Source organism: Agromyces zhanjiangensis (assembly GCF_040496055.1).
GTDB lineage: Bacteria > Actinomycetota > Actinomycetes > Actinomycetales > Microbacteriaceae > Agromyces > Agromyces zhanjiangensis.
Genome location: NZ_JBEPKB010000001.1, coordinates 240408 through 264518, shown reverse-complemented (window position 1 = coordinate 264518; position 24111 = coordinate 240408). Strand labels below are relative to the sequence as shown.

21 protein-coding genes are annotated in these 24111 nt (G+C 72.0%); 15 read left to right on the top strand and 6 right to left on the bottom strand.

Annotated elements, in window-relative coordinates; translation table 11 throughout:
* Window positions 1-253 precede the first annotated feature (253 nt).
* Window positions 254-895, top strand: coding sequence for an SDR family oxidoreductase (locus tag ABME02_RS01215; RefSeq protein WP_353813438.1), 642 nt, complete (start codon window positions 254-256; stop codon window positions 893-895).
* 39 nt (window positions 896-934) lie between these two features.
* Here ABME02_RS01215 and ABME02_RS01210 read toward each other — a convergent pair whose 3' ends face one another.
* Complete coding sequence (locus ABME02_RS01210; protein WP_353813437.1) at window positions 935-1957, bottom strand: LacI family DNA-binding transcriptional regulator; 1023 nt, start codon at window positions 1955-1957, stop codon at window positions 935-937.
* A gap of 180 nt (window positions 1958-2137) precedes the next feature.
* Between ABME02_RS01210 and ABME02_RS01205 the strand changes: the two genes are divergently transcribed.
* From ABME02_RS01205 to ABME02_RS01165, 9 genes are all read left to right on the top strand, one after another.
* Window positions 2138-4168, top strand: coding sequence for a beta-galactosidase (locus ABME02_RS01205; protein ID WP_353813820.1), 2031 nt, complete (start codon window positions 2138-2140; stop codon window positions 4166-4168).
* Entirely contained in the window at window positions 4165-5115 is a 951-nt protein-coding gene (locus ABME02_RS01200; protein WP_353813436.1) for a carbohydrate ABC transporter permease, read from the top strand. Before ABME02_RS01205 ends, ABME02_RS01200 begins: the two co-directional genes overlap by 4 nt.
* Complete coding sequence (locus ABME02_RS01195; RefSeq protein ID WP_436408223.1) at window positions 5112-6059, top strand: carbohydrate ABC transporter permease; 948 nt, start codon at window positions 5112-5114, stop codon at window positions 6057-6059. Before ABME02_RS01200 ends, ABME02_RS01195 begins: the two co-directional genes overlap by 4 nt.
* Before the next feature lie 53 nt (window positions 6060-6112).
* On the top strand, window positions 6113-7441 hold the full coding sequence (locus ABME02_RS01190) for an ABC transporter substrate-binding protein (protein WP_353813435.1): 1329 nt from the start codon (window positions 6113-6115) through the stop codon (window positions 7439-7441).
* 9 nt (window positions 7442-7450) lie between these two features.
* Window positions 7451-9604 (top strand): alpha-galactosidase, encoded by a 2154-nt coding sequence (locus ABME02_RS01185; protein WP_353813434.1) that lies wholly within the window; start codon window positions 7451-7453, stop codon window positions 9602-9604.
* Window positions 9605-9652: 48 nt separating this feature from the next.
* Window positions 9653-10705, top strand: coding sequence for a GNAT family N-acetyltransferase (locus ABME02_RS01180; RefSeq protein ID WP_353813433.1), 1053 nt, complete (start codon window positions 9653-9655; stop codon window positions 10703-10705).
* A gap of 72 nt (window positions 10706-10777) precedes the next feature.
* Window positions 10778-11539, top strand: a complete 762-nt coding sequence (locus tag ABME02_RS01175; protein WP_353813432.1) for a hypothetical protein — start codon at window positions 10778-10780, stop codon at window positions 11537-11539.
* A 107-nt stretch (window positions 11540-11646) separates the two neighbouring features.
* Window positions 11647-11949: a DUF1540 domain-containing protein gene (locus ABME02_RS01170; protein ID WP_353813431.1), complete on the top strand. Its 303-nt coding sequence runs from the start codon at window positions 11647-11649 to the stop codon at window positions 11947-11949.
* Window positions 11950-12047: 98 nt separating this feature from the next.
* A complete protein-coding gene (locus tag ABME02_RS01165; RefSeq protein WP_353813430.1) occupies window positions 12048-12458 on the top strand; it encodes a helix-turn-helix domain-containing protein in 411 nt (136 codons plus the stop codon).
* Between the two features lie 161 nt (window positions 12459-12619).
* Here ABME02_RS01165 and ABME02_RS01160 read toward each other — a convergent pair whose 3' ends face one another.
* Window positions 12620-13228, bottom strand: a complete 609-nt coding sequence (locus ABME02_RS01160; RefSeq protein ID WP_353813429.1) for a ClpP family protease — start codon at window positions 13226-13228, stop codon at window positions 12620-12622.
* Complete coding sequence (locus tag ABME02_RS01155) at window positions 13225-13848, bottom strand: ClpP family protease (protein WP_353813428.1); 624 nt, start codon at window positions 13846-13848, stop codon at window positions 13225-13227. The genes ABME02_RS01160 and ABME02_RS01155 overlap by 4 nt, the downstream gene beginning before the upstream one ends.
* Window positions 13849-13962: 114 nt before the next feature.
* On the opposite strand from ABME02_RS01155, the gene ABME02_RS01150 reads away from it, so the two are divergent.
* Entirely contained in the window at window positions 13963-17784 is a 3822-nt protein-coding gene (locus ABME02_RS01150; protein WP_353813427.1) for an adenylate/guanylate cyclase domain-containing protein, read from the top strand.
* A gap of 17 nt (window positions 17785-17801) precedes the next feature.
* Here ABME02_RS01150 and ABME02_RS01145 read toward each other — a convergent pair whose 3' ends face one another.
* Together ABME02_RS01145 and ABME02_RS01140 are read right to left on the bottom strand one after the other, a co-directional pair.
* Window positions 17802-19022: a hypothetical protein gene (locus ABME02_RS01145; RefSeq protein WP_353813426.1), complete on the bottom strand. Its 1221-nt coding sequence runs from the start codon at window positions 19020-19022 to the stop codon at window positions 17802-17804.
* A gap of 170 nt (window positions 19023-19192) precedes the next feature.
* Window positions 19193-19714: a MarR family winged helix-turn-helix transcriptional regulator gene (locus ABME02_RS01140; RefSeq protein ID WP_353813425.1), complete on the bottom strand. Its 522-nt coding sequence runs from the start codon at window positions 19712-19714 to the stop codon at window positions 19193-19195.
* A 113-nt stretch (window positions 19715-19827) separates the two neighbouring features.
* Between ABME02_RS01140 and ABME02_RS01135 the strand changes: the two genes are divergently transcribed.
* From ABME02_RS01135 to ABME02_RS01120, 4 genes are all read left to right on the top strand, one after another.
* Window positions 19828-20403 (top strand): NADPH-dependent F420 reductase, encoded by a 576-nt coding sequence (locus ABME02_RS01135; RefSeq protein WP_353813424.1) that lies wholly within the window; start codon window positions 19828-19830, stop codon window positions 20401-20403.
* Between the two features lie 172 nt (window positions 20404-20575).
* Complete coding sequence (locus tag ABME02_RS01130) at window positions 20576-20788, top strand: hypothetical protein (protein WP_353813423.1); 213 nt, start codon at window positions 20576-20578, stop codon at window positions 20786-20788.
* Window positions 20789-20837: 49 nt separating this feature from the next.
* Window positions 20838-22406, top strand: a complete 1569-nt coding sequence (locus ABME02_RS01125; RefSeq protein WP_353813422.1) for a lipase maturation factor family protein — start codon at window positions 20838-20840, stop codon at window positions 22404-22406.
* Window positions 22407-22460: 54 nt separating this feature from the next.
* Window positions 22461-23267, top strand: a complete 807-nt coding sequence (locus ABME02_RS01120) for a TerC family protein (RefSeq protein ID WP_353813421.1) — start codon at window positions 22461-22463, stop codon at window positions 23265-23267.
* 31 nt (window positions 23268-23298) lie between these two features.
* On the opposite strand, the gene ABME02_RS01115 is transcribed toward ABME02_RS01120, so the two are convergent.
* Window positions 23299-24102, bottom strand: a complete 804-nt coding sequence (locus ABME02_RS01115; protein WP_353813420.1) for an MBL fold metallo-hydrolase — start codon at window positions 24100-24102, stop codon at window positions 23299-23301.
* Window positions 24103-24111 lie beyond the last annotated feature (9 nt).

Below are 24111 nucleotides of genomic sequence, written 5' to 3'. Positions count from 1 at the left end.
TCCTCACCGCTTCGGTGTGCGCGCGAACACCCACAGGCAGGCGGCGAGGCCGACGCCGCCGACCGCCATGATCCCGAAGATGGCCCCCCAGAGCACCGTTTCGACCGACATGCGCACCTCCGTGTGTGTCCGTAGCCTCATTCTGGCGCGCAGACCGACGTCCGCGCCAGCATCGGTGCGGTCGGCCCGGAACAGTGGCCCGCCGTCCCGGCCGTGGGTAGCGTGGGGGTGTCGAACGGTGGGGAGGCTGGTCATGGCGAAGGTGCTGATCATCGGTGGGCACGGTCGGGTCGCATTGCAGCTCGAGCGGATCCTCGCGGAGCGCGGCGACGAGGTCGACGCGGTCATCCGCAACCCGGAGCACGCCGCCGAGGTCGGCGCGACCGGCGCGAACCCGATCGTGGCGGATGTCGAGGCGCTCGACGTCGCCGGCCTCGCCGACCTGATCGCCGGCCACGACGCGGTGGTCTGGTCGGCGGGCGCGGGCGGCGGGGACCCGGTGCGGACGCGCGCGGTCGACCACGATGCGGCGGTCCGTTCGATGGAGGCGGCGGCGCAGGCGGGCGTCGGTCGGTACGTGATGGTGTCGTACTTCGGTTCGCGCGTCGACCACCGCGTGCCCGTCGACAGCGCGTTCCGCCACTACGCCGACGCGAAGGCCGACGCCGACGAGCACCTGCGCGCGTCCGGCCTCGACTACACGATCCTCGGTCCCTCGACGCTCGCGGACGGGCCCGGGACGGGGCGCATCGACGCGACCGCCGAGCAGAGCTCCGACGTCGACCGGGCGGATGTCGCGGCGACCGTCGCCGCGACGCTCGTCGAGCCGGCGACGGTGGGCCGAACCATCCGGTTCAACCGGGGCGAGACGCCGATCGCCGACGCGCTCCGCTGAGCGGGCGCGCACGTCGCGCACGTCGCGCGCGGCGCGTGGTCAGGCCGAGCCGCGCCAGACGATGTCGCAGTCGAGCCGCACCTCGGCGGGCGGTTCGTCGCCGCGCAGGCGGGTGAGCACGAGGCGCGCGGCCTCGGCGCCGAGCCCCGCCGCAGGCTGGCGCACCGTCGACAGTGCGGGCGTGGTGCGGAGCGCCCAGGCGGAGTCGTCGAAGCCGACGACGCCGATGTCGTCCGGCACGTGGCGGCCGGTCTCCTTGATCGCCTCGATGGCGCCGGCGGCGACCGCGTCGGAGGCCGCGAACACGCCGTCGAGGTCGGGCGCGCGCTCGAGCAGTCGCCGCATGCCGTCGCGGCCGGCCGAGTAGGAGTAGAGCGGCACGGGCTCGACCAGTGCCTCGTCGAACGCGTCGCCGAGCGCCTCGCGGAACCCCGAGAGCCGGTCGGCGCCGGAGTCGCGGTCGAGCGCCGCGGCGACCATCCCGATGCGCCGGCGCCCCGTCTCCATCAGCCGGCGGGTGATGGAGGAGGCCGCGCCGACGTTGTCGATGACGACGAACGAGGCGGACCCGGCGGCGCCCGGTGGATGGCCGACGTACGCGGCGGGGAGCTTCAGGCGCTCGACGACCCGCGTGACCGGGTCGTCGGCGCGCGCGGAGACGATGATGACGCCGTCGACGAGCCCGCCGGAAAGGTACCGGGCGACCCGGTCGGTGTCGCGCTCGGTGTCGACGATCAGCACGGCCATCTGGTGGTCGGCCTCTGAGAGCCGCGTGTTCGCGCCGAGCAGGATCTCGCCGATGTTGGGGTCCTCGACGAAGAGGGAGTGCGGCTCGTGCACGATGAAGCCGACCGCCTGCGTGCGCTGCATGACGAGGTTGCGTGCGGCCGTGTTGGGCACGTAGCCGACCTTCGCGATCGCCGCCTCGATGGCCTCGCGCGCGGCCGCGGAGACGTAGCGCTCGCCGTTGACGTAGCGGCTCACGGTGCCTCGCGACACGCCCGCCTCGAGCGCGACGTCGTGCACGGTGGCCCGCTTGGAGCGGGCCGGCTTCGTCGTCATGCGACTCACTGTACTGCGCACGGGTGTTGACAGGAGCGAGGCGCGATGACACTCTGTGTACGTTCACAGAAATCGCCGGAGGGTCTTGCTCCGGCGATACTGTGCACGTTCACAGAATCAACGACGATCACCGGGAGCACCGTGGAACACCCCGCGACGACGCTGGCGCCGATCCCGCCCCTGCAGGCCGAGCCTGCGCCCGCCGCCGCCCGCCCGCGCTTCCAGCACCGGGGCATCGCATTCGGCTGCGACTACAACCCCGAGCAGTGGGAACCGCACGTGTGGCGCGAGGACGTCGCGCTCATGCGCGAGGCCGGCGTCGACCTCGTCGCGATCAACGTCTTCGGCTGGGCGGCCCTCCAGGGCCCCGACGGCGCCGTCGACTTCGCGGCGCTCGACGAGGTCGTCGAACTGCTCCACGCCGCCGGCATCAGGATCAACCTCGGCACCGGCACCTCGTCGCCCCCGCCCTGGCTGACCACGCGCCACCCGGAGATCCTCCCCGTCGCGGAGGACGGCACGACCCGCTTCCCGGGCGGTCGCCAGGCGTGGTGCCCCAGCTCTCCGGTCTTCCGCCGGTACGCGCTCGCGCTCGTCGACGCCGTGGCCGAGCGCTACGGCGCCCACCCCGCGGTCGAGCTCTGGCACGTCTCGAACGAGCTCGGATGCCACAACGCCCTGTGCCACTGCGACGAGAGCACCGCGGCCTTCCGCCGGTGGCTGCGCGAGCGCCACGGCACCATCGGCGAACTCAACCGGGCATGGGGCACGAGCTTCTGGAGTCAGCGCTACACGGACTGGGACGAGATCCTCACCCCGAAGCTCACGATCTCGAGCCGCAATCCCGGGCAGGTGCTCGACTTCCACCGGTTCTCCTCCGACGCACTGCTCGACCACTACCGCGCGGAGGCCGAGGCCATCCGTCGGCACAGCGCCATTCCGATCACGACGAACTTCATGGTCACCGCCCACATCCGCGACCTCGACTACTGGGAGTGGGCGCCCGAGATGGACGTGATCGCCAACGACCACTACCTCGACCACCGACTGGGCGAGCCGCGCACCGAGCTCGCGTTCGCCGCCGACCTCACCCGCGGTCTCGCGGGCGGCGAGCCCTGGCTGCTCATGGAGCACTCCACGGGCTCGGTCAACTGGCAGCCCGTGAACCTCGCCAAGGAGCCGGGCCAACTGCTCCGCAACTCGCTCGCGCACGTCGCCCGCGGCGCCGACGCCGTGTGCTTCTTCCAGTGGCGGGCGTCGCTGCAGGGCTCCGAGAAGTTCCACTCCGCGCTCGTGCCGCACGCCGGCACCGACTCCGAGCTGTGGCGCGAGGTCGTCGAGCTCGGGCGCATCGTCGGCGCACTCGACGAGGTCGCCGGCACGCGCGTGCACGCCGACGTGGCGCTGCTGTTCTCGTGGGAGTCGTGGTGGGCGTCCGACGCCGAGACCCGCCCCACGCACGCCATCGAGTACCTCGACCAGGTGCACGCCCTCCACGGCGCGCTCCTCGACCTCGGCATCACCGTCGACGTGGTCCGGCCCGGCGCCGACCTCACCGGCTACCGGCTCGTCGTGGCCCCGGGCCTCTACCTCGTCTCCGACGCGGATGCCGCCGCGCTCGACGAGGCCGTGGCATCCGGGACCCACGCCCTCGTGACGTTCTACAGCGGCATCGTCGACGAGCAGGACCGCGTGCGCCCCGGAGGCTACCCCGGCGCGTGGCGCGACCTGCTCGGCGTGCGCGTCCAGGAGTTCGCGCCGGTGCTGCCCGGCACGCCGATCGCGCTCGAGTCCGGTGCGACCGCCGCGCTGTGGGCCGAGCGGCTCGAGGCGACGGATGCCGCGGTGCTCGACCGCTTCGCCGACGGGCCCGCCGCAGGCCGGCCCGCCGTGACCCGCCGCGCGGGCGCCGACGGCGGAGGCGACGCCTGGTACCTCGCGACGATGCTCGGACGCGACGACCTGCGATCCCTCGTCGGTCGTGTGCTCGACGGCGCCGGCGTGGCACCTGTGCCCGGCGCGTCCGCCGAGGTCGAGGTGACCCGCCGCTCCGCCGACGGACGTGCGTACCTGTTCGTCGTCAACCACGGAGCCGACGACGCCGACGTCGCCGTCCGCGGTACCGAGCTCGTGACCGGATCCGTCGTCGACGGGCGCCTCTCGGTGCCCGGCGGCACGGTCCGCGTGATCAGAGAGGAGGGAGCGGCATGACCGCACCCATGACCACCCCGACCGGCGTGCGCACCGCAGCGCGCGGCGGTGCCGGGACGACCCGGGCGGCCCGCCGCCGACGGGTGCAGCACCCCTGGGCGATCGTCGCGTTCGTCGCGCCGTTCGCGGCGATGTTCGCGCTGTTCTACCTCGTGCCCATCGGCGTGGCGATCTGGCAGTCGATGCTCGTCGTCGAGCGCGAGGGCACCTACGGCGCCGCGACCGAGGTCTTCGGCGGGTTCCAGCAGTACGCACTCGTCTTCCAGAACGAGGCGTTCTGGTCCTCGGTCGGCCGGGTCCTGCTCTTCGGCGTCGTCCAGGTGCCGGTCATGCTCGGGCTCGCGCTGCTGTTCGCGCTCCTGCTCGACTCGCCCCTGGTCCGCGGCAAGAAGTTCTTCCGGCTCGCGTTCTTCGCTCCGTACGCGGTGCCGGGCGTGATCGCGGCGATCATGTGGGGCTTCCTGTACTCGCCGAACCTCTCGCCGTTCGAGGCGCTCACGAGTCGCGTCGACCTGCTCTCCGCCGACTTCGTCCTCTGGGCCATCGCGAACGTCGTGACGTGGGTGTTCGTCGGCTACAACATGCTGATCATCTACTCGACCCTGCTGGCCATCCCGCAGGAGGTCTACGAGGCGGCGCGCATCGACGGCGCGGGCCAGGCGCGCATCGCATGGTCGATCAAGATCCCGCTCGTGCGCCCGGCGCTCGTGCTCACCGCGGTGCTGTCGATTATCGGCACGCTCCAGCTGCTCGCCGAACCGCAGACGTTCCGCTCGTTCAGCTCGGCGGTCACGAGCACCTACACGCCGAACATGACGATCTACGCCACGAGCGCGGTTCCGAACGTGTCGCTCGCCGCGGCGTTCTCGGTCGTGCTCGCCCTGGCCACGTTCGTGCTCTCCTTCGCATTCCTGCGATTCACCCGACGGAAGGGGGCGGACGCATGAGCACCGCCATCGAACCCGAGGCGACCTCGGCCTCGCCCGCGGTGAACCCCCGCGGACTCGGCCGGCGCGGCGACGCCCACCCGGGCGCGACCCGCGGACGCGGTCCCCGCGAGAGCCTGTTCTCGCGCACGGGCGCCATGATCGTGATGGCCGTCTTCACGTTCTACTTCCTGGTCCCGATCTGGTGGCTCCTCGTGGCCTCCACGAAGGACCGCGGGCAGCTCTTCAGCACCAACCCCCTCTGGTTCGCCGACTTCCAGCTGTTCGAGAACGTCGGCGCGCTGTTCGACTATCGAAACGGCGTCTACCTGCGGTGGATCCTCAACAGCCTGCTCTACGCCGGGCTCGGAGCGGTCGTCGCGACGGTGCTCGCCGCCATGTGCGGGTACGCCCTCGCGAAGTACCGCTTCCCGGGTCGCGAGACGATCTTCAACGTGGTGCTCGGCGGCGTCCTCGTGCCGGCCACGGCGCTCGCGCTGCCGCTGTTCCTGCTGTTCAGCCGCGTGCAGCTCACCGACACGTTCTGGGCGGTCTTCCTGCCGAGCGTCGTCAGCCCGTTCGGCGTGTACCTCTCGCGTGTCTTCGCCGAGGCATCCGTGCCCGACGAACTGCTCGAAGCGAGCCGACTGGACGGCGCGGGTGAGATCCGCACGTTCTTCACCGTGTCGATCCGGCTCATGTTCCCGGCACTCGTGACGGTGTTCCTGTTCCAGTTCGTCACCATCTGGAACAACTTCTTCCTGCCGCTGATCATGTTGCGCAGCGAGGAGCTGTTCCCGGTGACGTACGGCCTCTACGCCTGGAACTCGACCATCAACCAGTTCCCCGAGCTGCGCACGTACGTGCTCGTCGGCTCGCTGCTCTCGATCATCCCGCTGATCATCACGTTCCTGCTGCTTCAGCGCTACTGGCGCACGGGCCTCGGCGCCGGCTCCCTGAAGTAGACACCCCCGCCCGGGACATCCGGGCGAACCACCCCCACCGAGAAGAGGAAACCATGCGACACACGAAACGAGCGGTCACCGCAGCCCTGCTCACCTCCGCCGCGCTCGTCCTGACCGGGTGCGCCGCGGCCGACGCCTCGTCGGGCGGCTCCGCCGCCTCGTGCGAGCCTGCGGGCGAGGACGTCACGCTGGAGTTCACGAGCTGGATCCCCGGCATCGAGGACGCCGTCGCGGCCTGGAACGACGAGAACCCCGACATCCAGGTCGAGGTGCAGACCGGCCCCAACGGCAACTCCGGCACGTACCAGAACTTCTTCAACCAGCTCGAGGCGGGCAACGCCCCCGACCTCGGCCAGATCGAGTACGACGCGCTGCCGAACTTCCGCGTGCAGGACGGCCTCGAGGACCTCGGCGCATGCGAGGACGTCGTGGCCGCCGAGGACCAGTTCCTCGAGTGGACGTGGGGCCAGGTCTCGCTCGGCACCGACGACCAGGTGTACGGCATCCCGCAGGACCAGGGCCCGATGGCGCTGTTCTACCGCAGCGACCTGTTCGAGCAGGCCGGCATCGACGTGCCGACCACGTGGGACGAGTACCGCACGGCCGCGGAGGCGATCCGCGAGCAGGGCGGCTACATCACGAACTTCTCGCAGACCGACATCAACCAGTTCGCGGGCTTCGTCTGGCAGGCCGGCGGCCAGTGGTTCGCCAACGACGGCGACGCGTGGACCGTCGAGCTCACGAGCGACGCGTCGATGACGGTCGCCGAGTACTGGCAGGACCTCATCGAGAACGACCTCGTCTCGACCTACCCGGCCTGGACCGACGAGTGGAACAACGCCTACAACTCGGGTGAGGTCTGGACCTGGAACTCCGCCGTCTGGGGCGCCAACTCGATCGCGTCGGGTGCGCCCGACACGGCCGGCGACTGGTCCGTCGCGCTCGCCCCGCAGTGGGAGTCGGGCGGCGCCGCCGCCGGCAACTGGGGCGGCTCGTCGATCGCGGTCTTCAAGGGCACCGACCACCTGTACGAATCCGCGAAGTTCGCCCTGTGGCTGAACACCTCCGACGAGGCGCTCACCATCCTCAACGAGAAGGCGGCGATCTACCCGGCGACCAAGGCCGGCCTCGAACTGCCGACGCTCACCGAGGGCGTCGAGTTCTACGGCGGCCAGGCGATCTACGACGTGTTCGCCGAAGCGTCGGCGCAGGTGAACCCCGACTTCGTGTGGGGCCCGACCATGACGCAGACGTACGCCGACGTGTCCGACGGGTTCAAGGGCGCCGCCTCCGGCAGCAGCACCCTCATGGAGGCGCTCGAGAAGGGACAGCAGTCCACCATCGACGCGCTCGAGGCCCAGTCCATCCCGGTCGCGGAGTAGCCTCACGCCGTGATCCACCACCTCCGTGCCGCGGGCGTCAGCCTCATCGTCGACGCCCGCGGCACGGCCGTGCCCGCTGTGCTGCACTGGGGGAGCGACCTCGGACCACTCGCCGCCGAGGCGCTCGAGGCCCTCGCCGCCGCATCCGTGCCGGCCGTGCCGCCGTCGTCGATCGACACTCCCCTCCGGCTCAGCCTCGTGCCGACGGTCGGCGAGGGATGGTCGGGGCGCCCCGGCGTGCAGCTCTCGCGCGACCCGGCCGCGGCCGACGGCCCGCTCGCCGCGTCGGCGCTGCGCGCGCCCCGGTTCCGGCTCGTGCCGGAGTCGGTCGAGGTCGCCGAGACGGATGCCGCGGGCGGCTCGGTCTCGTTCGAGGTCGTCGACGTCGAGGCCCGCGTTGCCGTCGCGACCCGGCTCGAGCTCACGCCCGAGGGCGTGCTGCGGATCCGTCACGACGTGGCGAACCGCGGCGAGGGATCGCTCGCGGTCGGGCGGATCGCGCCGATCCTGCCGGTTCCCGCCCGCGCGAGCGAGCTGCTCGACTTCGGCGGCCTGTGGGCGCGCGAGCGGCGGCCGATCCGGCGGGCGCTCGAGCACGGCGCGGTGGTCCGCGAATCGCGGCACGGTCGCGGCGGCCACGACGCCGCGTTCCTGACGGTGGCCGGCACGCCGGGGTTCGGCTACGGACACGGCGAGGCCTGGGCGATGCACGTCGCCTGGTCGGGCGACACCGAGGCCTGGGCCGAGCGCAGCCCGCTCGGCCCTGCGACGCTCGGCGGCGGCGAGCTGCTCGCCCCGGGCGAGGTCGTGCTCGGCCCGGGGGAGTCCGCGTCGTCGCCCTGGCTCGTCGCCGTGCACTCCGCCACGGGACTCGACGGCGTCTCCGACCGGCTCCACCCGTGGATCCGCTCGTGGTCGACGATCGCCGGCGTACCGCGCCCGCTGACGCTCAATACGTGGGAGGCCGTCTACTTCGACCAGTCGCTCGAGCGCCTGGAGCCCCTGATCGACGCCGCCGCCCGGGTCGGCGTCGAACGGTTCGTGCTCGACGACGGCTGGTTCCTCGGCCGCCGCGACGACCGCCGCGCCCTGGGCGACTGGACGGTCGACCCCGAGGTCTGGCCCGACGGGCTCGGGCCGCTCATCGACCGCGTCGCCTCGGCCGGCATGGAGTTCGGACTCTGGGTCGAACCCGAGATGATCAGCGCCGACTCCGGCCTCGCCCGCGCGCACCCCGAGTGGGTGCTCGGGCGCGAAGGGGATCCCGAATGGCGGTGGCAGCGCGTGCTCGACCTCTCGGCCCCGGGCGCGTCCGACCACGTGTTCGGCGCGCTCGACGCGCTGCTCGCCGACCACGACATCCGCTACCTCAAGTGGGACCACAATCGCGACCTGCTCGGCGGCTCGGCCCACGCCCAGACCACCGCCCTGTACGCCCTCCTCGACCGGCTGCGCGCCGCGCACCCCGGCGTCGAGATCGAGTCCTGCGCCTCCGGCGGCGCACGGATCGACCTCGGCATCCTCGAGCGCACCGATCGCGTGTGGACGAGCGACACCAACGACCCCCTCGAACGCCAGTCGATCCAGCGGCACACGGGCATCGTCGTGCCGCCCGAGTACCTGGGCTCCCACCTCGGCGCGGCCCGCGCGCACACCACCGGTCGGACGTCCGAGCTCTCCTTCCGCCTCGCCACCGCGCTGTTCGGCAGCGCGGGCATCGAGTGGAACCTGGCGACGGCGAGCGAGGCCGAGCTCGACGCCGTCGCCGCGTGGGCCGCGACCTATCGACGGCTGCGCGGACTGCTGCACTCGGGCCGCGTCGTCCGCGCCGACGACGCCGACCCCGCCCGGGTCGTGCACGGCGTCGTCGCGCCGGACCGTCGGCACGCGGTCGTGTCGGTCGCGGTCGTCGGCGCCCCCGTCGCCGCGCTGCCGCCCGCCGTGCGCGTCCCCGGCCTCGACCCCGACGCCGACTACGTCGTGCGACGCATCGACCTCGGACCCGCCAGCACGATCCAGGACGCCGACCCGCCGTGGTTCGCGGGCGGCGAGCTCCGGCTGCCCGGGCGAGTGCTCGGCGAGGTCGGCCTGCCGATGCCGCTGCTCGCGCCGGAGAACGCCGTCGTGCTCGAGCTCGTCGTCGGCCCCGGTCCGGTCGCCTGACCGGTCGGTCGGCCCGGGTTCCGCCGTCATCCGTGGCACGATCGGGCCATGCCCGACGACGCGACCCCCATGCCCACCCTGGCCGAGCGGATCGGGCCGATCGGCCCGCCCGCCACGCCGACGCATCCGGAGGTCGCCGACTGGCGCCCGGTCGCGAAAGACGACGTCGAGGAGCTCCTCGGGTTCCACGCCGACGTCGCGCGCGCCGACCACCCGCACTGGACCGAGAGCCGGGACGAGCTCGAGGCCGTGTTCGACCTGCCGCACGTCGACCCGCGACGCGACAGCATGATCGGGTTCGACCGCTCGGGCCGGATCGTCGCCCACGGGTCGGCCGTCGTGCCGACCGGCCGCGAGACCCTGGTGCGCTCGGTCGTGCTCGGAGCCGTGCGGCCCGACGCGCGCGGTCGGGGGATCGGCCGCGCGCTGCTCGGCTGGCAGGTCGCGCGCGCACGCGAGCAGCTCGCGGCGACCGGCGCGCGACTGCCCGGCTGGATCATCTCGTTCATCGAGGACGGGGTGACGGATGCCGCGGCACTGCTCGCGCACGCCGGCTTCCGGGTCGCCCGTCAGTTCTCCTCGCTCGAGCGCGACCTCGCCGCGCCCGTCGCCGAGGTGCCGGCAGCCCCTGGCGTACGGCTCGAGACGTGGTCGCCCGCGTGGTCGGAGGCGGCGCGTCTCGCCAGGAACGCCAGCTTCGCCGAGCACTGGGGAAGCCAGTCCGTCGACCGGGTGACCTGGGAGTCGATGGTCTCCGGCCGCGACTTCGCACCCGATCTCGGCGTCGTCGCCATCGCCGCGGACGAGTCCGGCACGGAGCGCGTCGTCGGACTCGTCGCTGCGACGCGGAACTCCGGTGACTGGCCCGGCCAGGGGTTCACCTCGACGTACGTGCGCCTCGTCGGCGTCGTCCCGGACGAGCGCGGACGCGGCATCGCGCAGGCCCTCCTCGCAAGGCACCTCGCCGAGGCCTCTGCGGCCGGCCTCGAACGCTCGGTGCTCGACGTCGACGCCGAGAACCCGTCGGGCGCGCTCGCGCTGTACGCGCGGGCCGGTTACGTGGTCGCGCACGGCCACGCGAGCCACGTGCTGGTGGTCTGACCCGGCGCAGCGCGGGCTGACGCCGCGCGCTGCGGGCTGACGTCGGCCCCGGTACTGCGGGATGATCAGGGTATGACCCTCCCCGTGCCCGGCGTCCCAGCGGAATCCGGCGAGCCGGGCGGCGAGAGCTACGCGGCCCTGCTCGTGCCCGCGTCGGCGGCGTCTCACGATGCCGTGCACGGCGCGTTGAGCGACCTCGGCTTCACCGGTTGGCTCGCCCCGCCGGCCGACGACTGGGTCGTCGCCATCGCGGTGCCGGGCGACGGCACGGTCGCCGCCGCGCGGCGCGGCGTGCTCGAGGCGGGTGCGGCGCTCGCCGACGCGTTGCACGCCCGGGCGTTCGCGGTGCGGGTTCGGCTGGACCGCCAGCTCGTCATCGCCGCGTGGAACGGCGCCGACGAGCTGGGTCGCTACTCGAGCGACCCGTCGCGGGAAGCGGGCGCCGACGAGGAGGTGCTCGACGACCCGTTCGGCGCCGAGCACGCCGCGGCGTTCGCGGCGGCGGCCGGGCGGCCGGAGTCGGCGGGGGAGCTGGAGGAGGTGCTCGCGGAATCGCTCGCCTCCGACAGCGTGTTCGAGTCGGAGCGCCTCGCGCGGGTGCTCGACCTGCTCGGGATGCCGCGCTGGATCGTCGCGTCCGCGGCGCTGCCGAAGGACATTCCGACCGGGCCCGACCTCGGCGGTTTCGTCCGCCTGGGCGCCGGTTCGACCGGCGTGTCGGGCGCCGTGCGGGGATGGATGACCGGACGCGTGCGCCGGCGGACGCCCCCGCCTCCGGCGCTCGCCGACCCGCCCCGGGCCGACGATCCCGGCATCGATCCGTGGCTGCTCTGACGTGCGGCCGTCCCGGTGGGCGGACACGCGGACGCGGGGTGGCCGCCTGCTGGGGGCAGGAGTAGCATCGCCGCACTGCCGGACCGACACCGCCTCAGGAGGTCGCCATGAGCCTGACCCTCGATGAACTGCCCGCCGTCACCGAGTGCTCGGTGGCCGGCTGCTCCTACAACGACCACTCCCGCTGCCATGCCGCCGCGGTCACGATCGCCGGCAGCGCCGGCGACGCCGAGTGCGCGACGTTCATCCCGCTCGGCACGAAGGGCGGGCTCGACAAGGTCGTCACGCACGTCGGCGCCTGCCAGCGGTCGGAGTGCATCCACAACGATGCGCTCGAGTGCCACGCCGCAGCCGTGCGCATCGGGCCGGGTGCCGACGACGCCGACTGCCTCACCTACCAGACGGCGTGATCGCCGCGCTCGCGACCGGCGTCGGCACCCGATGCCGGTCGTTCTGCTGTGAGCGGATCGACCTGTCGCCCGCACGACACCGTGCGTAGCCTCGGCTCATGGGCGAGACGATCGAGTTCCCGGGTCCCGCGGCCGAGCGCCCGCGCCGAGCGAGGCCGTTGTGGCGCGACGTGCTCGGTGACGTGCTCCGCGACGAGCGGCTCGAGCAGGAGCGGATCCTGACCGAGGTCGCGCGGACTGCGGGCGTCTCGCCGCAGTACCTGTCCGAGGTCGAGCGGGGCCGCAAGGAGGCGTCGTCCGAGGTGCTCGGCGCCGTGGCCGCGGCGCTGGGGCTCGAACTCGTCGATGTCGTGGGCCGCGTCGCCGGCCGGCTCGAACCGCGTCGACCCGAACGAGTCGAGTTCCGGCGCAGCGCCGACGCCGCAACGCTCGCTCCGGTCCCTGCCCCTGCCGTCTCCGTCGCACCCGGCCCGGTCGGCCCCGTCGACGCCTACCTCCTCGCCGCCTGACGCGCCGCCGCCCGTCCGTCGAGACGGCGCGACGTGCGCTCACAAGGCAGCGGAAGCGCCGTTCGCGTCATCTCGACGTCCCCACGCGGCAGCGTGGCAGCTGGCCGCGTGGGACCTGGGGCGTGGCAGCGGCAGGGCGTGCAGCGCCGGGGCGGGGCGGGTCAGGCCGCCACGGCCGACGGGACCTGCGCGGCGAGCACGTGGTCGGCGAGCCCGTAGTCGACCGCGGCCCGCGCCGGGAGGATGAGGTCGCGGTCGGTGTCGATGCGGATGGCCTCGGGCGCGCGACCGGTGTCGGCCGCGAGGGCGGCCTCGAGCTCGGCGCGCACGCGCAGCACCTCGTCGGCGTGCAGGATCAGGTCGGGCACGGTGCCCCGGCCCTGGGTCGACGGCTGGTGCAGCGTCACCGTGCTGTGCGGCAGCATCGAGCGCTGCCCTCGTGCGCCACCGGCGAGGAGGACCGCCGCGGGACCGCCAGCCCGTCCCACGCACGTCGTCGCGACATCCGGCCTGATGTGCCGCATCGTGTCGTAGACGGCGAGCGCCGCGCTCGGCGAGCCGCCGGGCGAGTTCACGTACAGGCTGATGGGCGACTCGCTCGAATCGGACGCGAGGTGCAGGAACTGCGCGATGAGCACGTTCGCGACGCCGTCGTCGATCTCGGTGCCGAGGTAGACGATGCGCTCGGAGAGCAGGCGGCTGTACACGTCGAGCGACCGCTCGACGCCGCCCCGCTTCTCGACGACGTAGGGGATCGCGTACGAGCTCATGCCGACACCCCCAGCCCCGCGACCGCCCGCGGTTCGAGCGGGAAGAGCTCGTCGAGCCGCTCTGACACGTGGTCGATGAATCCGTAGTCGACCGCGGCCTCCGCCGTGTACCAGCGGTCGCGGAGCGAGTCCTCGCGGACACGCTCGACGGCCTGGCCCGTGTAGCGCGAGATCAGGCCGAGCACGGTGTCGCGGGTGTACCTGAGGTCGTCGGCCTGGAGTTCGACGTCGACCGCGGTCCCGCCGATGCCCGCGGAGCCCTGATGCAGCAGGATCCGCGAGTGGGGGAGCGCCGCGCGCTTGCCGGGCGTGCCGGCCGTGAGCAGGAACTGCCCCGCGCTCGCGGCCATGCCCACCGCGATCGTCGCCACGTCGTTCGGGATGGCGCGCATCACGTCGTGGATTGCGAGCATCGCCGGCACCGACCCGCCGGGCGAGTTGATCCAGAAGCGGATGTCGCGGCGCGCGTCGTCGGCGGCGAGCGCGACGAGCTGGGCGCAGATGCGGTTGCCGCCCGCCTGGTCGAGCTCGTCGCCGAGCACGATGATGCGCTCGTGGAAGAGCCGCCTGGTCAGTTCGGCGTCGATGGGCTGGACTGGTGGGGTCTCTCGATCGGTCATGCGCCCAGCCTGCGCCGCGTCGCCGGTCGATGGGCCGGATGCCGCTGAAGGCAGCGCTGCTCACGGCAGCAGGCGGGGTCGTGGCCTAGATTGACACGGAGGGAGGTCCCCGCGATGAACGCGCCCGGCTCGGAAGAGGACACCGACACGACCGGAGTCCTCCAGCCGTACGTGCCCCGGCTCGTGCGCTTCTGGGACGAGGAGCATCCCGGTCGGCTGCACCAGGCCGTCGAGGGCACCATGGCGCTCGTCGACATCTCCGGCTTCACCCGGATGTCGGAGCGCCTCGCCCGGCACGGCGACGTCGGCGCCGAGGAGGTCACGGAGGTGATCGACGGCACCTTCGACCGTCTGCTGCCCGCTGCCTACGCCTTCGGCGCCAACCTGCTCAAGTTCGGGGGCGACGCCCAGCTGCTGCTGTTCACGGGGGAGGACCACCACCTCCGGGCCGCGGTCGCGGCGCACGACATGCGCTCGGAGCTTCGGCGGCTCGACGGGTTCGCGACGAGCGCGGGCACGGTGCACCTGCGGATGTCGGTCGGCATCCACAGCGGCTCGTTCGACTTCTTCCTCGTCGGCGGCTCGCACCGCGAGTTCATCGTCGCCGGGCCCGGTGCCACGCGGACGGTGCAGATGGAGGGCGCGGCGACCGCATCGCAGATCCTGTTGAGCCCGGAGACCGCAGCCCTGCTGCCGCGCTCGAGCGTGGGCGCCGTACGCGGGCCCGGTCGCCTGCTGCGCCGCAGTCCGGACGTCGAGCAGTCGGGATTCCTCGCGGCCGTTTCGCCCGAGGTCGACCTGCGGCAGTTCGTGCCCGTCGGGCTCCGGCGAACGCTGGAGTCCGGTGCGATCGATCCGGAGCATCGGCCTGCGGCCATCGCCTTCCTGCACTATGCGGGGTTCGATCGGCTCGTGGCGGAGGATCCGGCGCACGCGGCCGTCCTGCTCGATGAGCTGGTCGCGGAGGTGCAGCGGTGCGCCGACGACCGCGGCGTCACCTTCCTCGCCACCGACATCGCTCCCGACGGCGGGAAGATCATCCTCACCGCGGGCGTTCCCGACACCGCGGGAAACAACGAGGAGCAGATGCTGCTCGCCGCACGGGCGATCCGACACGGCGTGCCGCGCGACCTTCCCGTCCGGATGGGCATCACGTCCGGGCACGTCTTCGCCGGGGCCGTCGGCCCCGCCTACCGGCGCACCTACACGATCATGGGCGACGCGGTGAACCTCGCCGCCCGCATCATGGCCGCGGCTCCGACCGGTGAGGTCTTCGTCACGAGCGACGTCCTCGAGGCCTCGCGTACGACCTTCCGGATCACCGAGTGCGAGCCGTTCACCGTCAAGGGCAAGCAGGAGCCGGTGCAGGCGTACTCGGTGGGCGAGCCGAGGGGGAGCCGTGCAGGCGAGCAGTTCGGCGCGACCCCGCTGATCGGCCGCGATGCCGAGCTCGCGCTCCTCACCGGGGCATGGGCCGATGCGCGCGAGGGGCGCGGCCGGATGATCGACGTCACGGCCGACGTGGGCATGGGCAAGTCGCGTCTCCTCGCGGAACTGCTCGCCGCAGCCAAGCCCGAGCGGGTGATCACCGCCGAGTGCCGGTTCTACCAGTTGGCGACGCCGTACTTCCCGTTCCGGTCCCTGCTCCGAGCCGCGTGGGGGCTGGAGGGCCTCGACCCGGAGGCGACCGAGGTCGCGCTCGCCGAACTGGTGCGCACGCACGCTCGTGGTCTCGAGCCCTGGCTCGCCCTTATCGGCACGCCGCTCGGACTCACACTGCCGGAGTCGGCAGAGGTCGCGCAGTTGGACGACCAGTTCCGCCCCGCCCGCACCCGCTCCGCGGTCGTGGAGCTGCTCCGCGCCACCGTCCGCGAGCCCACGCTCTTCATCATCGAGGAGGGCCAGTGGATGGACGAGGCGTCCAGGGACCTCCTGGGGGCGCTCATCGGCGAGGTTGACGACGTGCCGTGGCTCATCATCGTCAGCCGGCAGCCCGGCGACCAAGGCTTCGTGGCGGCCGAGGGACCGGCGGTCACCCACGTCGACCTGCCGCCGCTCGACCTCGCGCAAGCCACCGTGCTGATCCAACGCGCCACGCTGGGCACCCCCCTGCTTCCGAACCAGGTGGCCGCGCTCGCCGCGAGAGCGGAGGGGAGTCCGCTCTTCCTGCTCGAGCTCCTCCAAGTGCTCCGTGCCGGCGCCGCGGTCGACTACCTCCCGCAATCCATCGAGGGACTCATCGCCGCGCGCATCGACCGGTTGTCCCCCGCCGACCGCAACCTCCTGCGGCGCCTCGCGGTGCTCGGCGCCGGCTTCCGACAGGAGCACATGCCGGCCGTCCTCGGCGTGACCGCGACCGATGTCGGCCGGCAGGTGAAGATCCTGCGCCGGCTCGGCGGATTCCTCTCCGTCGATGCGAGCGGGTGGGTGCAGTTCCAGCACAGCCTGATCCGGGACGTCGCCTACGCGGGCCTCCCGTTCAAGACGCGTCGGGAACTCCACGCCCAGGTCGGCGACGCCATCGCCGCATCGTCGGCCGACCATCCCTCCGGTCAGGTGGAGCTCCTCTCGATCCACTACTCGGAGGCGCATCGGTGGCCGGAGGCCTGGCGTTCCTCGCGGGAAGCCGGTGAGCGCGCCAAGGACATCTACGCGAATCTCGAGGCGGCGACGTTCTACCGACGAGCGTTGAGTTCCTCGCGCCACGTCCCGGATCTCACTCCGGCGCAGGTCGGTGACGTGTCGGAGGCGCTCGGCGACGTGCTCGAGCAGGCCGGCATGTTCGATGAGTCCATCGAGGCGTACCGCCAAGCCGCGCGCCTGGTTCGCGACGACCCGATCCGATCCGCTGACCTTCTCCTCAAGCGAGCGCGAGCACGTGCTCGCACGGGTGCATACTCCACGGCGTACCGGGACCTGACGCTGGGCCGCCGTCTCGTCGAGGGGACCGGGACTGAACAGGCGCTCCGTGCCACCGCGCGGCTCAACGCCCTCAACGCCCAGATCCGGCAGCTGCAGGAGCATCCGCGTGCGGCGTTGCGCCTCGCCAAGCAGGCCATGGCCGAGGCAGAGGAGTCGGGGGAGCGGGAGGCGTTGGCGCGGTCCTACCAGGTGTTGGACGGGGCCTACATGCTGCTTGGCCAGTCCGCGAAGGCGATTTACGGCGAACGCGCATACGCCATCTACGAGGAGCTCGGGGACCTGCCGGGCATGGCGATCGTGACCAACAACCTCGGGGCTCAGGCCTATTGGGAGGGCGAGTGGGAACGCGCAGTGAACTTCTACGCGCGCGCCCGCGACGCCTTCGTCCGTGCTGGCAACGAGGCGGAGGCGGCGACGTGCGGTGCGAACATCGGCGAAGTGCTCGTCAGCCAAGGACGGTTCCAGGAGGCTGAGGGGGTGTTGGTGCCCTCCGTGCGCGTGCTGCGGGCGCACGGCCTTGTGGACGCCGCGATCTTCGCCGATATCCAACTCGCGCGTCTGGAGCTGCTCAGGGGTGACGACGGGGCCACGGATCGGCTCATCGCGCTCCGTGCCGAGGCGACCCGCACCGGTCAGGCGCAGTCCGCGATCGAAGCGGGGATCCTCCTCGCCCATGGGCTGGTGCTCGCCGGGAGACCGTTGGAAGCCCTCGATATCCTCGCCGAGACCGAGCAGGGATCCGAGGCCGACGCCGAACTCTTCGGCAGCACGATCGCCCGTACTCGGGCGAGCGCATTGGTCGTAATCGGACGAGACGCCGAGGCGAGGGATGTGGTCTCGGCCGGCCTGTCGCAGGCGCAGGAGCAGGGACTGGCGTTCGAGGTCGCCCAACTCCGACTCGTCGAGGCAGAACTCAGCGACGATGCCTCGGCGGCGAGGGCGATCCGCTCCGAGGCCGAAATCGTCCTCCGCGGGCTCGGCGTGGTCGAAACCACTCCGAGCCCGCGCGAGTGACGGTCAGTCGGAGCGCATCAGCGCAGCTTCGGGTCCCCGATGCCGACGACGTCCCAGGCGGTGCGCGTCTGCGTCGCCGAGTAGATGCTCGTGCCCTCCTCCACGATGCACCAGGTGTGTCCGGCCGGGATCACCGAGGTGTCGATCGAGCCGGGCGAATCGGGCGTCGCGAAGGGGTCTCCCGTACACCAGGGCATGTACTCCCAACCCATCGGGCCGTCGTCGTCCTGGTCGTACTCGAGGTGGCTGGTGAACGGGTTCGCGGAATTCTGCGGCGCGAACTTCACGGTCCCCATGTACGCCGCCGGCTGCGGCGGGTCGATGTCGACGGGCACGAAGCTGAGCTCCCCCGCGGCCGTGTCGGCCGACAGCGTGTACGGCTTCAGCACGCACTCCGATCCGTCGGTGTTCTCGAGTCGCGTGAACGTGCCGTACACCGTTCCCTGATCGATCGTCGCCGTGCTGTTCTCCGCGGTGCAGCCGAGTTCGCCGTCGTAGCCCGACCCGAGGACGAAGATCGTGTCGAACGCCGGGTCGTTGCCGAAGTCCCAGCTGCCCTCGAGCGACATCTCGCCCATCAGCGGCGTGAACGTGATCGCATCGAAGGATGCCGACGGCTCGATGGTCAGGTAGCAGTTGTCGTTCGGACCCGAATCCGGTCCGGCGTCCGTCGCGTTGCGGCAGTTCGCGATCGGCTGGGCCGACGTGGCGGTCGCCGTGTACGGCAACGTCGCGCTGCCGTCGACTCCTTCGCCCGCCACGATCCCGCCGCCGGCGCGCACCTGGAACGTGTCGACTGGGGCGCCGCCGTTCGAGACGAGGATGTCGACCTGGACCGCGCCCTTGAACTCGAGGTCGAGGGAGGCCAGCACCGCGTCGGGGACGCCGGTCAGGCTGACGGTCAGGTCCTCGGTGGAGTCCACCCGGGCGCAGGGCACGCCCGTGGAGCCACCGGACTTGACGCCGATCGAGCCGTCCTTCATGCCCGGCCCACGGTCGCTGCCGTCGATGGTGGCCAGCGGGCCGTCCACCGAGATGAGGCAGTTCTTGGCGGCGCTGATCGGCTGGGTGACCGGCGAACCGGAGTTGCTGTACTCGAACCGGGTGCCGTCGCTTCCGAGGTGCAATCGCAGGGTCTCGGCGTCTTCTCCGGCTGCGCTCAGCGTCGTCGCCCCCAACCCGAGCATGAGTGCCGCAGCGACGGCGGCGAGCGTTCCGAGCGAGCGAACCGCGTTCATCCTGACCTCCGTGAGCAGGGGTGATCCGGCGCGGCGGAAATGCCGCTCGGGTCACGGCTTCGCTCATGCTAGCCACGCATCGCTTCGGCCGCGGCCCACGAACTAGGGCCATGCGCGTACAGCGCGACGGGCATCGGCGTCCGAAGGCGTCGGGTGTCGGGTATCGGGTGTCACCCGGCGCGTGCGATCGCCGGCCCCTCGCTGAACTGGCAGGCGGTCGCGGTGAGGCGCTCATCGGGGTCGAGGCGCCCGAGCACCGCACCCGCGATCTCGTAGAGCTGCCGCACCTGCTCGGGGGAGAGCGCGTCGAGGACGTACTGGCGGACCGTCTCGACGTGGCCCGGTGCCGCGTCGTCGATGAGCTCGAGTCCGGCGTCGGTGATCGTCGCGTTGGTGGCACGACGGTCGGTGGGGCAGGGGAAGCGCCGGATCAGCCCGCGATCCTCGAGCCGACGCGCGACGTGCGAGAGCCGCGGGAGCGTCGCGTTCGTCCGGCCGGCGAGCGCCGTCATCCGCATCGTCCGGTCGGGTGCCGACGCGAGCGCCATGAGCGTGGCGTACTCGAAGTGCGTGAGCTGCACGTCCTGGAGGAGCTGCTGGTCGAGGACCCCGGGGAGGAGCTCGGTGAGCGCGACGAGACGCACCCAGGCGGCCGATTCCTCGGTGTCGAGCCAGCGCGCGTCATCCGTCATGTCGCCATTCTCGCACAGAAGTTGACGCGACAACTGATTGCGGCTATCGTGTTGGTTGTCGCAACAAGTTTGTCGCTACAAGCAATCGCGTCGGACGGCGCGGGAAGGACATCATGACGACCGTCAGCATCATCGGGAACGGCAACATGGGCACCGCCATCGGCGGCATCGTGGCTGCCGGGGGCAACACCGTCGAGTACGTGGGCCGCGACGCGGCCGAGCCGGTCACGGGCGACATCGTCGTCCTCGCCGTGCCGTACCCCGCGGTCGCCGGGATCATCGAGGCGCGCCGCGAGCAGCTCGCCGGCAAGGTCGTGGTCGACATCACCAACCCCCTGAACTTCGAGACCTTCGACTCGCTCGTCGTGCCCGCCGACGGCTCGGCCGCAGCGGTCATCGCCGCCGCGCTCCCCGACTCGCGAGTGCTCAAGGCGTTCAACACCAACTTCGCCGCCACGCTCGCCGCGAAGACCGTCGGCGGCGCCCAGCCGACGACCGTCCTCGTCGCCGGCGACGACGAGCTGGCCAAGCGCGCGCTCGTCGACGTCGTGCGCGCCGGCGGCGTGAACGCGGTCGACGCCGGCGCGCTCTCGCGCGCTCGCGAGCTCGAGTCGGTCGGCTTCCTCCAGCTCACGCTCGCCGTGCAGGAGAAGGTCGGCTGGAACGCCGGCGTCGCGCTCGTCGCCTGACCCGATCCCGCCCGCGAAGCGCCCCGGAGCCCGTGGCCCGGGGTGCTTCGCATGCCGTCGGAGCCACGCCGACGCAACCCGTTGACTCTCCGGGGGAGCGGGAGGAACGTTGAGACGCGGACCGTGGTGCCCGACCACGATCCCGAAGCGACAACGCCGGGAGGAGCACGACATGAACGGCGACCCGCTGAACCCGTGGGAGGGGCAGGACCGACTGGGGCCCGCAGGGGACCTCAACCCCGACAGTCCCGACCTGACCGGGACGATCAACACGATTGGCCTCCGGGACGCCTTCCCGGGGCCGGATGCGAACGAGCTCGAGGCCGACAACGAGGTCGAGGAGGAGACGATCGAGGCGGTCGACCCCGGGAACGCCCCCGCCTGAGAGGCCGTTCGACCCGGGAAGCGCACCGAGCGCGGGTTAGCGTGACCACGTGGACTGGCCAGCCTGGTTCGCCTGGTTCGACGCCCGCGACGCCGATCTCGCGCGCGAGGTGCTCCAGCGCGGCATCGCGTCGCTGTTCCTCGTCGCGTTCCTCTCGACGCTGAACCAGTTCCGCCCATTGCTCGGCGAGCGCGGCCTGCTGCCCGTCCCGAGCCTCTTGCGCGCGGTCGACGACGCCGAGCGGCGCATCCGCGAGCGCGCCGAGCGTGCCGGCGAGCGGGTCGGGCGCCTCGGGCGCACGCGACGTCGCGGGTTCCTCGGTCCGACGCTGTTCCGGCGATGGGGGTATCGCGATTCCCGCCTGGTCGTCGTCTGCGTCGTCGGCATGGTGCTCGCGGCATCCGTCGTCATCGGCCTGCCGCAGCTCGGCCCGCCCTGGCTGCCGATGCTCGCGTTCCTCGCGCTGTGGGCGCTGTACCTCTCGATCGTGAGCGTCGGACAGACGTTCTACGGCTTCGGATGGGAGATGCTGCTCTGCGAGGCCGGGTTCCTCGTCGCGTTCCTCGGGTCGCGCGAGGTCGCGCCGCCGCTGCCGACGATCGTGCTCGTCTGGTGGCTCGTGTTCCGGCTCGAGTTCGGCGCGGGCATGATCAAGATCCGCGGCGACCGGGCCTGGCGCGACCTCACGGCGCTCTACTACCACCACGAGACCCAGCCCATGCCCGGCCCGCTCAGCCGGCAGGCGCATCTCCTGCCGAAGTGGTTCCACCGCCTCGAGGTGGTCGGGAACCACACCGCGCAGCTCGTCGTGCCCTTCCTGCTGTTCGCGCCGCAGCCCGTGCGCACGGTCGCCGGGGCGGTCATCATCGGAACGCAGCTGTGGCTCGTGATCACGGGCAACTTCGCGTGGCTCAACTGGATCACGATCGTGCTCGCCTTCGGCGCGGTCGGCGACGGCGTCGTCCGGTGGCTGCTCCCATGGCTGCCGCTCGACGCGATCGAGACGCCGACGGATGCCGCGAGCCCGCCGTGGTGGATCGTGATCGTGCTGCTCGTCACCGCGCTCATCCTCTGGCTCAGCCGCCATCCGCTCATGAACCTCGTCTCGAAGCGGCAGCTGATGAACGCCAGCTTCGACCGCTACATGCTGGTCAACGCATACGGCGCGTTCGGTTCGGTGACCCGGCAGCGCGTCGAGGTCGTCGTCGAGGGCACCGCCGACGATCCGCGCGACCCGGCGGCGGAATGGCGGGAGTACGCGTTCAAGGGCAAGCCCGGGGATCCGCGCCGCATCCCGCGGCAGTTCGCCCCGTACCACCTGCGGCTCGACTGGCTCATGTGGTTCCTGCCGCTCGGGCGCATCGAGGAGCCGTGGTTCCTGCGATTCCTCGAACGACTGCTCGAGGCGGATGCCGCGACGCTGCGCCTGCTCGCGCACGATCCGTTCGGCGGCGCACCGCCGCGTTCGGTGCGAGCCCGCACCGAGCTCTACCGGTTCAGCACGCGAGCGGAGCATCGCCGCACGCGCCAGGTCTGGGTGCGGCATCCGCTCGGCACCCCGATCCCGCCGCTCACGCTCGACGCGACCGGCGAGGACGACCGGGACGTGTCCGGCTGACCCACCATGCGCCTCCCGGCATGGACTCGGCCGGGCGTCGGGGAGAATGGGCGCATGGACTTCTCCCTCGAGTTCACGCCCGACCTGCTGGCCGTGTTCCTGACCCTGTTCGTGCTCGAGGTCGTGCTCGGCGTCGACAACGTGATCTTCATCTCGATCCTCGCTGCGAAGCTGCCCGTCGAGCAGCAGGCGCGGGCGCGGAACCTCGGGCTCACGCTCGCGATGCTGATGCGCATCGGGCTGGTGTTCGCGGCCGGCTGGATCATCACGCTGAAGGAGGACCTGTTCACCCTCTGGGGGATGGGCTTCTCGGGCCGCGACCTGATCCTCATCGCGGGCGGCGTCTTCCTGGTCTACAAGGCCGTCACCGAGATCCACCACAAGCTCGAGGGCGACGAGGAGCACACGACGGGTGCGGGCACCGCGACCTTCGGCGCCGTGATCGCGCAGATCCTGGCGCTCGACATCGTGTTCTCGCTCGACTCGGTGATCACCGCGGTCGGCATGACCGAGAACATGATCGTGATCATCACGGTCGTGGTGCTCTCGTTCGGCATCATGCTCTTCGCCGCGCGCTGGATCTTCGCGTTCGTCAACCGCCACCCCACCGTCAAGATGCTGGCGCTGTCGTTCCTCCTGCTCATCGGCGTGTTCCTCGTCGCCGACGGCTTCGGCGTCAAGATCGACAAGGCGCTGATCTACGTGCCGATGGCCTTCGCGATCTTCGTCGAGGCGCTGAACCTCGCCGCGGCGGCGCGCAAGCGCAAGCGCGCGGGCGAGGAGCCGGTCGATCCGGTGCACCTGCACCAGCAGTACGTCGACGACACCGGCACCGCGCTCGAGCCGGCCTCGCGCGACTGACGCCCGCGACCGACGCCGTCGGGCGCTCGGCTCAGGCGCCGCGCAGGTAGTCGAGCTGCGCCCTGACGGATGCCTCGGCGGCGCCGCGAACAGCGGGGTCGACATCGGCGTAGACCACGTCGGTGACCGCCTCGGCACTGGCGGCGTGGCCGAGCCGGGCGAGTGCTGCGCGCACCTGGTCGAGTCGCTCGGCGCGGTGCGCCAAGTAGGCGTCGCAGATCGCCGCGAGGTCGGGGAGGACCGGGCCGTGCCCCGGGAGCACTGCGACGGGGCCCGAGGTGCCGGCCGCGGCGATGCCGATCGTGAGCAGGCGGTCGAGCGAGTCGAGGTAGGGGCCGAGCGCGCCGTCGGGGTGCGCGATGATCGTCGTGCCGCGGCCGAGCACCGTGTCGCCGGTGAGGACGCCGAGAGGCGTGTCGACGTCGTCTCGGATGACGACGCACATCGAGTCCGACGTGTGGCCCGGCGTGGCGAGCACCTCGAGCCGGAATCCGCCCGCTCGGATGACCTCGCCGTCGGCGAGGGGGTCGGCGCCGCGGCACCACGCCGGGTCGATCGCGCGCACCGGCGCTCCCGTGAGCTCCGCGAACCGGTCGACCGCATCCGTGTGGTCGGGATGGCGGTGGGTGATGAGCACCAGGGCGACCCCGCCGTCGGCGAGGCGCGCGAGGTGCGCGGCATCCGTCGGCCCCGGATCGACGACGACCGAGCCGCTCGCACCCTCGGCGCGGAGCACCCACGAGTTGGTCCCGTCGAGCGTCATCGGCCCCGGATTGGGTGCGCGGACGAGGGTCACGCCGTCGGGGAGCGGGGGAGCGTCGGCGGTCTCGGCCATGTTCCGAAG